At 36.1% G+C, this 12,452-nt stretch carries 14 protein-coding genes and 1 tRNA gene; 9 read left to right on the top strand and 6 right to left on the bottom strand.

From position 1 onward, the window contains the following. Window positions 1-20: 20 nt before the first annotated feature. Complete coding sequence (locus J2Z26_RS05965; RefSeq protein ID WP_193537343.1) at window positions 21-452, bottom strand: DUF2621 family protein; 432 nt, start codon at window positions 450-452, stop codon at window positions 21-23. A 325-nt stretch (window positions 453-777) separates the two neighbouring features. Between J2Z26_RS05965 and proC the strand changes: the two genes are divergently transcribed. The 4 genes from proC (at window position 778) to J2Z26_RS05945 (ending at window position 4,621) form a co-directional block, all read left to right on the top strand. Continuing rightward, window positions 778-1,623 (top strand): pyrroline-5-carboxylate reductase, encoded by an 846-nt coding sequence (proC, locus tag J2Z26_RS05960; RefSeq protein ID WP_193536474.1) that lies wholly within the window; start codon window positions 778-780, stop codon window positions 1,621-1,623. Between the two features lie 48 nt (window positions 1,624-1,671). After that, on the top strand, window positions 1,672-2,802 hold the full coding sequence (gene proB, locus J2Z26_RS05955; RefSeq protein WP_193536472.1) for a glutamate 5-kinase: 1,131 nt from the start codon (window positions 1,672-1,674) through the stop codon (window positions 2,800-2,802). A 39-nt stretch (window positions 2,803-2,841) separates the two neighbouring features. Continuing rightward, the gene (locus tag J2Z26_RS05950; RefSeq protein ID WP_193536470.1) at window positions 2,842-4,107 is read left to right on the top strand and encodes a glutamate-5-semialdehyde dehydrogenase; all 1,266 of its coding nucleotides are present in this window, start codon (window positions 2,842-2,844) and stop codon (window positions 4,105-4,107) included. A 112-nt stretch (window positions 4,108-4,219) separates the two neighbouring features. Continuing rightward, window positions 4,220-4,621, top strand: coding sequence for an acyl-CoA thioesterase (locus J2Z26_RS05945; RefSeq protein ID WP_193536468.1), 402 nt, complete (start codon window positions 4,220-4,222; stop codon window positions 4,619-4,621). A 22-nt stretch (window positions 4,622-4,643) separates the two neighbouring features. Here J2Z26_RS05945 and J2Z26_RS05940 read toward each other — a convergent pair whose 3' ends face one another. Next, window positions 4,644-5,933, bottom strand: coding sequence for an ATP-binding protein (locus tag J2Z26_RS05940; RefSeq protein WP_193536466.1), 1,290 nt, complete (start codon window positions 5,931-5,933; stop codon window positions 4,644-4,646). 224 nt (window positions 5,934-6,157) lie between these two features. Here J2Z26_RS05940 and J2Z26_RS05935 point away from each other — a divergent pair, with 224 nt between their 5' ends. Next, on the top strand, window positions 6,158-6,370 hold the full coding sequence (locus J2Z26_RS05935; protein WP_193536464.1) for a DUF1540 domain-containing protein: 213 nt from the start codon (window positions 6,158-6,160) through the stop codon (window positions 6,368-6,370). A gap of 50 nt (window positions 6,371-6,420) precedes the next feature. Here the strand turns inward: J2Z26_RS05935 and J2Z26_RS05930 are convergent, their stop codons facing one another. After that, the gene (locus J2Z26_RS05930) at window positions 6,421-7,230 is read right to left on the bottom strand and encodes a carbonic anhydrase (RefSeq protein ID WP_193536462.1); all 810 of its coding nucleotides are present in this window, start codon (window positions 7,228-7,230) and stop codon (window positions 6,421-6,423) included. A 91-nt stretch (window positions 7,231-7,321) separates the two neighbouring features. Continuing rightward, window positions 7,322-7,418, bottom strand: a tRNA-Sec gene (locus J2Z26_RS05925). Window positions 7,419-7,607: 189 nt separating this feature from the next. Between J2Z26_RS05925 and selB the strand changes: the two genes are divergently transcribed. From selB to selA, 3 genes are all read left to right on the top strand, one after another. After that, a complete protein-coding gene (gene selB / locus J2Z26_RS05920; protein WP_193536460.1) occupies window positions 7,608-9,494 on the top strand; it encodes a selenocysteine-specific translation elongation factor in 1,887 nt (628 codons plus the stop codon). 126 nt (window positions 9,495-9,620) lie between these two features. Further along, a complete protein-coding gene (locus J2Z26_RS05915; RefSeq protein ID WP_406565554.1) occupies window positions 9,621-9,860 on the top strand; it encodes an Rdx family protein in 240 nt (79 codons plus the stop codon). Between the two features lie 18 nt (window positions 9,861-9,878). Beyond that, window positions 9,879-11,360, top strand: a complete 1,482-nt coding sequence (gene selA, locus J2Z26_RS05910; protein WP_319638052.1) for an L-seryl-tRNA(Sec) selenium transferase — start codon at window positions 9,879-9,881, stop codon at window positions 11,358-11,360. Window positions 11,361-11,402: 42 nt separating this feature from the next. Here the strand turns inward: selA and J2Z26_RS05905 are convergent, their stop codons facing one another. After that, complete coding sequence (locus J2Z26_RS05905; RefSeq protein ID WP_193536458.1) at window positions 11,403-11,549, bottom strand: small acid-soluble spore protein P; 147 nt, start codon at window positions 11,547-11,549, stop codon at window positions 11,403-11,405. A gap of 128 nt (window positions 11,550-11,677) precedes the next feature. On the opposite strand from J2Z26_RS05905, the gene J2Z26_RS05900 reads away from it, so the two are divergent. Further along, window positions 11,678-11,935, top strand: coding sequence for a hypothetical protein (locus J2Z26_RS05900; RefSeq protein WP_193537339.1), 258 nt, complete (start codon window positions 11,678-11,680; stop codon window positions 11,933-11,935). Between the two features lie 161 nt (window positions 11,936-12,096). Here J2Z26_RS05900 and sspO read toward each other — a convergent pair whose 3' ends face one another. After that, entirely contained in the window at window positions 12,097-12,246 is a 150-nt protein-coding gene (sspO, locus tag J2Z26_RS05895; RefSeq protein WP_193536456.1) for a small acid-soluble spore protein O, read from the bottom strand. Window positions 12,247-12,452 lie beyond the last annotated feature (206 nt).

The following is a 12,452-nucleotide window of genomic DNA, read 5'->3' as shown; positions in this document are numbered from 1 at the left end:
ATGGACACCTGACGCTTTTTTTAAAATAATTGCTGATAAGGAGTTACATCAATTTTTTGTTCACGTAATGTTTTAAGTAAAAATTTATGATCACGCTTAGGCGTAGCGATAATATATCCTCTGACTACAAGATCTTGTGTTATAGCTTTCGCTTTTTCCTCTAAAGCTAGCTTACCGATTGTGCCAGCAATCTTCTGCCTTGCAACATCTCTAAAAAGCTCCGGAACAGGTTTAACTAACTCTTCAAGTAAGGCCTTCTCTTCTTTTTTCCATAACGCAATTGTTTCTTTTAAATAATGTTCCTCCCAGTCCAGATCAGATTTGCCATCCTCCTTTGGGAGTCTTTTCAAGAACTTTCGAAACATAAAAAAGCCACCAATAGACATCATTGTTGGTAGGAATATAACCCAAAATAATATAAGCCATAAAAACCATCCATCTAACTTCACCATTTGTTCACCCCAAAACCCTAAAACATTAATTTCTCTGTTTACATTATAGCCGATGTTGTCCATTAGATAAAATAAATTATTTTCAAATAGTGGATTTATTGGACAAACACTGCATGTCTTCTTTAGATAGGATTTTTCTCCATATTCAGCTATTAGCCGTTATTTTCAAGCCTGAGAAAGGATTATGGAAATTTATCGTTAATTGATAACGCTTACACTAACTAATTGGCCGATATCCACATGACATGTTCAAAAAGCCTTGAATAACCATTTCAATCTGCTACTATAAAGTCATTGTAAAAAAATGAAACTAAGGAGAGGTTAGATGCTAAAGCATAAAAAGGTTGCTTTTTTAGGTGCAGGATCAATGGCAGAAGCAATGATTGCTGGTATTGTAAATGCAAATAAAGTTCCATCTAAACAAATTATCGTTACGAACAATAGTAATCAAACTCGCTTAAAAGAGCTTGAAAATAAATATGGAATTACAGGATTGACTCGTGAACAGTTAAGTCTTAATGAAATGGACATTCTTATTTTGGCTATGAAGCCTAAGGATGCTGAAAAAGCCTTATTATCAATTAAAGATAAAATTACCCCAAATCAATTAGTTTTATCCGTACTAGCAGGGATTTCTACTTCTTTTATGGAGCAAAACTTAAAATCTGGTCAACAGGTGATAAGAGTGATGCCCAATACTTCAAGTATGATTGGAGAATCGGCAACTGCTATTTCTAGAGGCAAATTTACTGAGGACGATCAAGTCGAGCTTGCAAAAGATCTTTTAGAAGCAATTGGAGAAGTATATTTAATTGAAGAAGATAAAATGGATATCTTTACTGGAATCGCTGGAAGTGGTCCAGCCTACTTTTATTACCTAATGGAACATATGGAAATTGCCGGTAAAGATGCGGGTCTAGATGAAGAGACTTCCCGAAAAATTGCTTCACAAACGATACTTGGTGCAGCCAAAATGATGATGGAAAATGATACAACACCCGCTGACCTACGAGAAAAGGTTACGTCACCTAATGGAACAACAGCGGCCGGATTAGAGGCGCTTGCCAAACATGGCGGCGGTAAGGCAATTAAGCAGGCTATCCAACATGCTGCAAAACGCTCAAAAGAAATTAGTGCACAAATGAAAAATAAAACAATTGTATTAAACTAATTAAAGTTGAAAAAAAGTCATCAAACAGAGAGAAATAGGAGTGATAGAATGACCTCATGCACCGAGAATAAGCGAATCATTGTTAAAATAGGTAGCAGCTCATTAACTAGCCAACATGGAGAAGTTAGTCGGCGGAAACTCGAAAAACTAGTTGATGAAATCGTGCAATTGAAAGATGAAGGTCATGAAGTACTCGTCGTTTCATCAGGTGCAGTAGCAGCAGGATATCGTAAGCTTGGGTGTTTAGAACGACCAACTTCCTTACCCGAAAAGCAAGCTGCAGCATCCATTGGGCAAGGGTTATTAATGGAGGCTTACTCTGAATTATTATTGTCCCATGGTTACGTCGCTTCTCAAATTTTAATTACACGAAGTGATTTTTTAAATGAGAATCGCTACAACAATGTAAGAAACACCTTAAATGTATTGTTAGAGAGAGGAATCATTCCTATCGTCAATGAAAATGATACAGTGACAGTTGATCGCCTGCGTTTTGGCGATAATGATACACTTTCTGCAAAAGTAGCTGGTCTTGTTGATGCTAACATGCTTATTATCCTTTCTGACATTGAAGGTCTATATAATGCAGATCCGAGAACAAACAGTGATGCTAGTCTAGTTGAGAAGGTGCATAAGATTACACCAGCTATTGAGGCGGCTGCAGGTGATTCAGGAAGTTCGGTAGGCACAGGTGGCATGCGTTCAAAAATTGATGCAGTTAAAATTGCAATGGCTTCTGGAATATCTACGTTTCTAGGTAAGGCAGGAACAAAAAATATATTAGTAGATGCAGTTAATGAAAGTGCAAAAGGAACTTATTTTGTACCTAAAACAGATAACACTAACTTGGATCAGAAGAAGCAGTGGATTGCTTTTAATTCCGGACCAGAGGGAGAAGTCTATATCACTGAAGACGCAAAATCAAAAATGATCAACCAAAAAACAGGTCTATTACGTGAGGGTATTGTTGAGATAAATGGTGAATTTAAAAAAGGTTCTGTTGTGCGAATTATGGATCATGAAGGTAATTCCGTTGGGTTGGGTGTTATCAATTGTTCTTATGAGCAGTTAAAGGTAAAGCTTGAAGAAACAAAACAACTTCATTCGAAAAATGAAAAAGTAGTAGATCATGATGACTTAGTATGTCATTGCGAATTTTCAATTCCAGCAGGATTATAGGTTTTACGTAATATAATCAATTTTTTAAGGGGGAATTTGATGACTTTATTAACATCAAACGAAATTAATGTAGAATCACAAGCTATCCAAGCAAAGAAGGCGGCTAAAATACTAAGTGCTTTAACCACAGAAGAGAAAAATGAAGCATTGACTATTTTAGCCGATAAGCTTGAAGCTGAATATAAAACCATTTTAAAGGCAAATGAATTGGATCTAGCTAACGGAAGAGAACAAAATTTCGAAGAAGCCTTTATGGATAGACTTTCACTCACAAAGGAGAGGATATACGATTTCTCTAAAGGACTAAGAGAAGTTGTAGAATTAGAGGATCCAACTGGAGATGTTTTATCTAATTGGACACTCGAAAATGGTTTAAAGGTAGAACAGGTCCGGGTGCCACTCGGAGTTATTGGTATGATCTATGAGGCACGACCAAATGTTACAGTGGATGCAACAGGTCTTGCGCTAAAGTCTGGAAATGCAATTGTCTTAAAAGGTGGTTCCTCTGCCATTAACACCAATAAAGTTATTGTTGATGTGATTCACCAAGGATTAGAGGAGACGAAAATACCTAAGGACGCTGTTCAGTTTATTGCTAGTACTGATCGTGCAGCTACAAAGCAATTGTTTACATTGAAAGAGCATATTGACGTGTTAATTCCACGTGGTGGAGGTGCTTTGATTAACGCAGTTGTTAATAATGCTACTGTACCTGTACTAGAAACAGGAGTAGGAAATTGTCATATCTATATCGATCGCGCAGCAGACGTAAATAAAGCATTATCGATTCTAATCAATGCAAAAACCGACCGACCTGCTGTGTGTAATGCGGCAGAAACAGTAATTGTTCATGAAGATTGGTTTGAATCCAATGTAGCTGCTCTTCTTTCAACATTAAATGATCATGGTGTAAGCATTCGAGGAGATAAGAGAGTGCTTGATGAAATACCAGGTGCTACACTTGCAGAGGAAAAAGATTGGGCAGAGGAGTTTTTAGGCTTAACTATTGCGATGAAAATCGTAAAAAATATAGATGAGGCGATTGAACATATCGATCAATACGGTACTAAGCACTCAGAAGCAATTATTACTGAAGATAAGGTAGCTGCCTCTACATTTATGAAGCATGTCGATGCAGCTGCATTATACCATAATGCTTCAACAAGATTTACCGATGGTGGAGCATTAGGCTTTGGTGCTGAAATAGGAATTTCCACGCAAAAGCTTCATGCACGTGGTCCCATGGGACTTCCAGCATTAACGACTTGCAAATATTTAATGACTGGTGACGGTCATATCCGTTAAAGTCACTTTGAACCGAACCCAAGCATATATGCTTGGGTTTTTACTTTTTTAAAATTATGTAATACAATCTTTATAGTCGGAAAATTAAAAACTTTTTTAGAGGTGAGCATTAGTGTTTAAAAAGGTAATCGACCCTCGAGTTTCGGAGACAGATGGAGCAGGACATATCAACAACACAACCATACCAGTTTGGTTTGAGTCAGGCCGTGATCAGATTTTTCGTGTATTTACACCGAGTTTATCCTTTCAGGAATGGAAGTGTGTCATTGTAAAAATGAATGTAGAATATGTAGGACAAATCTACTATGGTAGCCCAGTCACTGTTATGACTTGGATCTCTAGAATTGGCAATTCTAGTTTCGAGGTGTATGAGGAAATACATCAGGACCAAAAACTATGTGCAAAGGGTAATGCTACATATGTTAATTTTAACTTTGTTACTCAAAAGTCAGAACCGATACCTGACGAAATTAGAAATGAATTAAAGCCCCATTTATTGGTTATTAAAGACTAAAAAAGCTAAAACACAATGTGTTTTAGCTTACAGATTTAGCTTTATAAGTATGTTCTATAGTTAATTCTTGTTTAACAATAGGAAAGTTAATTGTAAATTGTGTTCCTTTTCCTATTTCACTTGTTACATCAATACTCCCACTCATTGCCTTAATAAGACTATAAACTACCATCATTCCTAACCCAGTACCCTTATAGCCTTTAGTGGTGAAGTAGGGTTCTCCAAGGCGTTTTAGCTGTTCATTTGTCATGCCAATTCCTGTGTCACTAATGGATAATCTATACTGCCCTTCAATAACTTCCGATTGTATTGTTAAAAAACCACCTTGTGGCATCGCCTCAATACTATTCTTTAAAATATTTACAAGACATTGTTGAAGATAACTGCGATCGCCTTTTATGTGACTGTTAGCGGTATTATTTTCTATAACAACGGAATGACGATTTGCCAATGGAGTGATAAGCTCTGTTGCCTTTTTAATTTCTAAACCGATATCTAAAACTTCTACATTTGATATATCCGGTTTGGCAAATGTTAGGTAGTCAGAAATAATGGTTTCTGCACTGTCTAATTGCTCCATTGCAATCTGTAGAAACTCTTGCCTCTTTTGAAATGGAAGATCTTTGTCAGTTTGTAATAACTGTAAAAATCCTCTAGTCACTGTTAGCGGATTCCTTATTTCATGTCCCACACTAGCTGCTAAATGACTTACAGCCTCTAGCTTCTTTGCCCTAATTATTTTTTCTCTAATGAGTAATGTTTTTTTCGTGGTTTCGATTAGTAAGGTTATTAAACCAACACTAACCGTTTGAATCCCTGCAAACCCAATCCATATCTCCAATGATACATTTACATTAAAGTAATAATGAATAACCAGTAAAGTGGATGTTGTAACGACAAGTGATAGGGTGGTTGCCATTATTACCTTTTGGTATGTTCGAATAATAATAAAAAATTGATGTAATAGTATAGATAGCAGAACTGTGCCACCAGAATTGATTAGTGTTGCATAAAATCCGCTACCACCGTACCAAAAACGAATCGCTATACAAATTACTAAAAGGGGTAGTCCAACACGGAAGCCACCGTACAATGTAGCCAAGATTAATGGAATGTACCTATAATCAAAGCGCATTCCAGATGAATCCTCAAACGGATTAATCATCACAAGGATCATTGAGAGAGTTGAAAATAAGAAAAAGGTAAGAGGAGATGGTTTCTTATCATACCAATCATTATATATTTGAAAAAGAAATAGCAACGTAAAGATAAATAGCAACCCAATTAATAACTCCATTATGGCTAATGGCATGTATACCTCCAATACCTTGTTTGGATTTGTTATGTTGTACTTTATTATATATGGAATAAATAGGCATTGACAATAAAAAAATGTCGAAATAGAGAGGTGAGGAGTAAATTTTGTAAAATGATGCTAACCTATCTAGTACATATTTAACTCAAAAATATGCAAATTATGAAGGAACGGAATTGTAATTTAAAAGGGTAGGTTACAACTGAAAGGAGGACAAGTACATGCCAAATGTAGAAGTAAGTTGTTCTATTTCAAATTGTACGTTTTATGGGGAAGGAAATGTCTGTCGTGCGGAAAAAATCATGGTAGATTTAGACCGTCATTCAAGCTATAACTCAGAGTTTGGAGAGGAATTAGGATATAAGGATCATATAGACGAAGCAGTGAAATCAGCTCAAACTTGTTGTAGGACGTTTAAACCTAAAGAATCGTAAAAGTAAGGTAGTAAAGATAAAAGGACAATCCCTCTTATCTTTACTACTTTTTAATTCGGTTTAATGTAGACTTTACGCTTTCCAATCGATTGAACAGGCCGACTGTTTGATATAAATAATGTTTCTAGCTTATTGAGTTGATCTGCTGACATTTCTATAGATTGGTTTAGAACTAGCCACTTAACATCTTCAGAACAAGGTGGTGTAGTTAACGACCCATCATAACGAAAATACACTGTTTTTTCAGGTAACAGGTTTTCTACGTTTATATCTTCTTTTACCTTCTGATCCTTCTCAATCTCTCTCGGAAGTTCTCGGAAAAATTTCTTGATTACTTGGTTTTCCTTGCCTTTTTCTACGAAAAGACCAATAACAGCTAATTGCCCTGACCGATTTTGGTGAACAAGATGTATCTCAGCAGGAAACTTTTTGCCGTTTAGCGTATGTTCGCTTGGATAGTGAAAATGAATTTGTTTTAAGACATATTCTTTTTCTCCTATATAGAGAGAGTTATTCTTATCCTCTGGGAGAAGTTCTAGAGTGAGTTGTTTCTTTGTTATTGAAAAACTAGACTTTGTATAATTGAGGCTAATGTCTTTTAATTCTGAGTGTTCGATGACCTTTGAAGTGTCAATATTAATAGGTGACTGAGAGGCCCCTTTTTCACATTGTACGAAAGAAGGGTCTAAAGAGCCCCAATAATCAGGTCCAGTTTTTTCTTGATAAGACCAGTCCGAGTTCTCTTGTGGTGGAGATGAGTAAACTTTGTCTACTTGCAGTGTATAGAGACATAATAAAGCTATTAAAAGATAAGTAAAACAGGTGACACTATTTCTGTTCAGAGTTACCAATCCCTTCATCGATTAATTCAAGTACAACAAAAAACCTCCTTAACTATGGGTATTTTTTCCGCATAGTTAGGAGGTCATACAAGTTATTAGTTAATTTTTTTGGCGGGACTGCCTGGGAATCGAACCCAGCTATCCTGGCACGCAGGACACAAGTGGTTTTGAAGACCATGGAGGACACCAGTACCCCAATCAGCCCCGTAGAAATGTAACTCCTATTATACAAGTATAACATTAAACAAATCAAGCAAAATGTGTCTTCTGGGGCCTGACCCCCAGTGCGGTAATGTGTTAAAGTGTCAAGTTCAGGTTTGTTTCCTTTAAAATTGGTGGGAACAGACGTATAATGGATAAAAGATAGTTGATGTTTTGGTAAAGAAGGTGGAGTAATGGAGAAGAGGTCTTTCACAATAGGTATGGCAGGCCATATAGATCATGGAAAAACGACGTTAACAAAAGCTCTAACAAATGTTGATACAGATCGTTTAAAGGAAGAAAAGGAACGACAAATTTCTATTGAATTGGGGTTTGCTCCCTTACATATAAATGAGGAAATGCAAATATCTGTGATTGATGTTCCAGGTCACGAACGTTTTATTCGTCAAATGATTGCAGGAGTAGCGGGGATTGATTTGGTTATTTTAGTTGTGGCAGCGGATGAGGGTGTGATGCCACAAACGAAGGAGCACCTAGAAATACTATCCTTTCTAGGTGTTAAACGAGGGATCGTTGCTATTAGTAAGATTGACCGAGTAGAAGAAGAATTTACTGAATTAGTGAAAGAAGAAATAGCTGAGCAATTACAGGGAACGTTATTTGCAGATGCACCAATTGTACCAATTAATAGTCTATCAAAAATGGGAATAGATGAACTCAAAAGTACAATACTTAATCAATTGTCTCATATAGAAGCACGTAATTCATTGGGAAGCTTTCGACTTCCAATTGATCAGGTATTCACTGTGAAGGGGCAGGGAACGGTTGTAAGAGGTACTGTTTACGAAGGCACTATCTTCGAAGGAGATCAGCTTACTATTTTACCTTCCTTTCATGAGACAAAAGCCAGGCAATTGCAGATACACCAAATACAAATGGACAAAGCCACTGCTGGACAAAGAGTGGCCATTAATCTTTCTAATGTCACAACAGATGATGTTACTAGAGGAGATGTGCTAGTTTCTTCAAAGCATTATGTCGTTACCCAAACAATGGATGTTGTCATCCGATTTGTTTCAGATTTAGAGCACCTTGTTAAGCAAAGAGCGCTGGTCAAATGTCACATTGGCACTTCAGAAGTGATGGGGCAGATCGTATTTTTTGACCGGAATGAAGTGAAGGATGAGCTTGATGAGGTAGTCTGTCAGATTCGACTTGATCAGCCTATTGTTACAAAGCGAGGGGATCGATTTATATTAAGAAGGCCTACTCCATCGGAAACGATTGCCGGTGGTTGGGTGATTGATCCACTTGGTGGAAAATATAAGTTTGGTAAAGACACTGTTTCAATGCTCCTTCAGAAAAAAGAAGGAAGTCCATTTGACCGTTTAACAGAGGCTTTACAAAGGGAAAAACTGCTTTCGAAAGCGGAGATTATAAAGGCAACTTCTCTTGCTAAAGAGTCTGTAGAGGAATTACTTTCACACCAGGAAGTTATAGAGGTTAAGGCAAATATTTATACGTTAAAAACAGTCGTATCTGAACTACACATTAAAATAGAAGAACTATTACAAAACTATCATCTTGGAAATTCTTTGAGACTAGGACTTAATAAAGCAGAAATTTCTCAGGAACTTTCAAGTAAGTTTCCTAAGACGTTATTGGATTTTGTAATTGAGGGTATGATTACTGAGGGTAAAATAAAGAAAAATGGGCAATTCATAGCACTCGATCATTTTAAACCCAGTTTCCCATCTCAGTGGGCTAAGCGTATGGATAATCTTATTAACTCACTAATAGAAGATAATTTACAAGTCAAAACCTGGGATGAATATGTTTCTCAGGCAGGGTTACCCGATAAAGAGGCCAATGAACTTAAATGGTTCTTAACGAATTCAAATCTTCTGTACCAACTGGATGAAAAACACGTTATACATAAAAACGTAGTTGATAAAGCATTAATTAATCTTAGAGCCTCCACAGGTGAGTCTTTCGATTTAAAGGATGCAAAGGACACATTACAGCTCTCAAGAAAATATCTAGTACCATTGTTAGAGCTACTGGACACTTTGAACCTTACAAAACGAGAAGATAACAAAAGGATATGGGTTGAAAAATAGAAATGGCCTAGCCCATACTGAATTTTTAACCATCCATTATAAAATTCAAAAGTTTTGCTAAAATATAATGCTTATACTAAAATGAAAGTAGTCTGATCAAAGAATCTGTTTTTAGGAGGTACTCTTATGAATGAATATAAAGTAACTGTTGAATTTTGTATGATGTGAAACTTCGCACCCAAAGCCGCGAGTTTCGCGGAAGGACTATTCAGCCATTTTAGGCATGGTATTAAAAACTTGGAACTAATCCCTGCATCAGGTGGGGCATTTGAAGTGACTGTAAATGGTGAAAAAGTGTTTTCAAAATTAGAGGTAGGAAAATTTCCTACAGCAGAAGAAGTTATAGCTAAAATGGAGCAAATGTAATTAGGAGAGGCTGTTAAAATGACAGCCTCTTTTCATTTGGAAGTTAAAAAATTAGGCTATAATGTAGATAAGAGATTTATTCTGGAGGAAACAAGCATGAAAGAATATGTAAGACAATTACCACCGATTCATGAAATGCAAAAGGACAATCGTTTTCAACAACTGGTCTCAACCTATAAACTACATCATGAACTTGTTACTGAGCTTATTCAAAATCAAATACAGCAGGTTCGAAGTAATCTATTAAATGGTAACTTTAATGGACCAAGTACAGCTAAAACTGAATTTATTGATTTACTGTTTACACATGTTGAAAATGATTGTATTAGAATAAGTGAGTATTACTTACAACCCGTTATTAATGCAACTGGCACTGTGTTACATACTAATTTGGGCAGGGCAAGACTTAGTGAAAAGGCTATCGAGCAAGTGGTAAATGTAGCAAGGAATTATTCAAACTTAGAATATAATTTATCATCTGGTAAGAGGGGCTCAAGGCACGATATCATTGAAGAATTGATAATAAATGTTACGGGTGCTGAAGCTGCAATGGTCGTAAACAATAATGCTGCTGCTGTTTATTTGATTTTACGGGCCCTAGCAAAAGATAAAAATGTAATTGTTTCAAGAGGACAATTAGTAGAAATTGGTGGTTCATTTCGGGTGTCATCTATTATGGAAGAGAGTGGAGCAAACCTGATTGAAATAGGTACCACGAATAAAACACATCTCTATGATTATGAGAATGCAATTGATGAAAATACAGCAATGATTATGAAAGTGCATACAAGTAATTTTAAAACAATTGGGTTTACAAAAACTGTTGAGAGTGATGAACTTGTTTCTCTAACTAAAAAGAATGATGGAGTTATTTTCTATGAAGATTTAGGAAGTGGTTCGCTTTTTGACTTCAAAGGTAATTCTATTGGAGATGAACCAGTTGTTGCTGACATTATAGATCAAGGAGTCGATATCGTTTCATTTAGTGGAGATAAATTACTAGGAGGTCCTCAAGCTGGTATTATCGCAGGTAAGAAGATCCTCATAGATAAGCTAAAAAAACACCAGTTAGCACGAGTGTTACGAGTAGATAAAATGACTTTTGCTGCTCTTGAAGCTACTTTAAAAGCATACCTTCAAGATACGGAAAAAATCATATCTATTCCAACAGTCAGGGATATTCTTTTGACTCCAGAAACAATAAAAGAACGTGCTAATCAATTTGTCGCCAAAATGAATGAAGCAACAATTGGATTTGAATGTGAGGTCACTGAGGATTTCTCCCAAGTCGGCGGTGGAACGATGCCAGAAGTTCTTTTACCTACCTATGTAGTCACTCTTCATAAAAATGGACAGTCAGCAGATACAATTGCAACATTACTTAGACAGTCAAAGCCTAGTGTAATTACACGGATAAAAAATGAACAAATAATTCTTGATTTTAGAACAATAATGGAAGATGAATCAGCTACTTTAATTTCTATCTTGAAGAATCTATAAAGAAAGCCGCTAAATGTAGCGGCTTTAATTCATTCTATTTGTTTACATATCATGTCCTTGGTTATTCTTTTGTCTAGTATGGTTTCGGTTTTTAACCTTTTTTGAACCACTCAAAGGCTCAGGTTGACCCGGGTTATTACCTTTAGGAGAATTTTTACGGATATCCTTGTAGGTATTTTTTTCTGCCATCAGTATCCCTCCTTCTAACAATAGGATGATATAAAAGACTATTTTTATTCTAAAAAGAACTTCGAATGTTTTATTCATTTTAAGGAAAGATAGTAAATGTAGATTTCACCTAGAAGGAGATGACAGTAGTGCCTTATAGTAAGGATAAGCAACAAGCATTTCAAGCTGCACAGCAGGGAACTGAACAGGCTAGAGATATTTATGAGAACATTGTAAAAGATGACCCTGATTATGGTGCACATCTAAAGCGTCTAAAAAATGAGGTTAATGAAGCTGTTCAACAGATTAATAATGCTCTTGAAGTAGCTTCGGATAGTCAACGAGATCAATTACAACAATTTCAGGATGATCTTCAGTCTATCGTCTCTGAAGTAAATAACGACTAAAAAACCCGCAAATTTGCGGGTTTCTTCTTTGCTACGTCTAGCTCCAGCGCCTAGCCCCTCGAGGTCAAATAACCTGAGGCATAAAAAGTCAAAGAGCAGACTTCTTTTTCCACAGAACATTTGCTTGTCGGGGCTGAACGAGGCGCTTCCGCTTTTGTAATTTACTGGTTCTTTTTACGTTTTTTATTGTTTTGTTTTTGCTCAGCAGATAGAGGTTCATTTGAAAACTCCTCATTAAAACCAGCACCAATGCCTTGAGATTTTGCAGCATTCATACCTGGTATAACGTGATTTGACTTTCTTTTTGCCATGAGAATCACCTCCATGCTAGTAGTTTTGAGTAATTAGAGAGGAAATATGTATAATAAATTGTGTGCTCTTTGATTTGAATTTAAGATAAGAAAAACTTATTATAACCAATAACTTTCTTGTTATTTACTTATGTATATCAATGTATTAAGATATTCAAGTAGGGAATTTCATAATAAAGGTTCATTTTCGACATTTTGTTGAAATT

It is taken from the genome of Cytobacillus luteolus, from assembly GCF_017873715.1.
Lineage (GTDB): Bacteria > Bacillota > Bacilli > Bacillales > Bacillaceae_L > Bacillus_BV > Bacillus_BV luteola.
The sequence above is the reverse complement of the archived record's forward strand: the minus strand, read 5'-3'. Positions and strand labels throughout refer to the sequence as shown.

Excerpts from the sequence above, each read along its gene's own strand:
- J2Z26_RS05930 (WP_193536462.1), bottom strand. The coding sequence starts at position 7,230 with ATGAAGGGATTGGTAACTCTGAACAGAAATAGTGTCACCTGTTTTACT.
- J2Z26_RS05905 (WP_193536458.1), bottom strand. The coding sequence starts at position 11,549 with ATGGCAGAAAAAAATACCTACAAGGATATCCGTAAAAATTCTCCTAAA.
- J2Z26_RS05950 (WP_193536470.1), top strand. The coding sequence starts at position 2,842 with ATGACTTTATTAACATCAAACGAAATTAATGTAGAATCACAAGCTATC.
- J2Z26_RS05940 (WP_193536466.1), bottom strand. The coding sequence starts at position 5,933 with ATGCCATTAGCCATAATGGAGTTATTAATTGGGTTGCTATTTATCTTT.
- proB (WP_193536472.1), top strand. The coding sequence starts at position 1,672 with ATGACCTCATGCACCGAGAATAAGCGAATCATTGTTAAAATAGGTAGC.
- proC (WP_193536474.1), top strand. The coding sequence starts at position 778 with ATGCTAAAGCATAAAAAGGTTGCTTTTTTAGGTGCAGGATCAATGGCA.
- sspO (WP_193536456.1), bottom strand. The coding sequence starts at position 12,246 with ATGGCAAAAAGAAAGTCAAATCACGTTATACCAGGTATGAATGCTGCA.
- J2Z26_RS05965 (WP_193537343.1), bottom strand. The coding sequence starts at position 452 with ATGGTGAAGTTAGATGGATGGTTTTTATGGCTTATATTATTTTGGGTT.
- selB (WP_193536460.1), top strand. The coding sequence starts at position 7,608 with ATGGAGAAGAGGTCTTTCACAATAGGTATGGCAGGCCATATAGATCAT.
- selA (WP_319638052.1), top strand. The coding sequence starts at position 9,879 with ATGACAGCCTCTTTTCATTTGGAAGTTAAAAAATTAGGCTATAATGTA.
- J2Z26_RS05935 (WP_193536464.1), top strand. The coding sequence starts at position 6,158 with ATGCCAAATGTAGAAGTAAGTTGTTCTATTTCAAATTGTACGTTTTAT.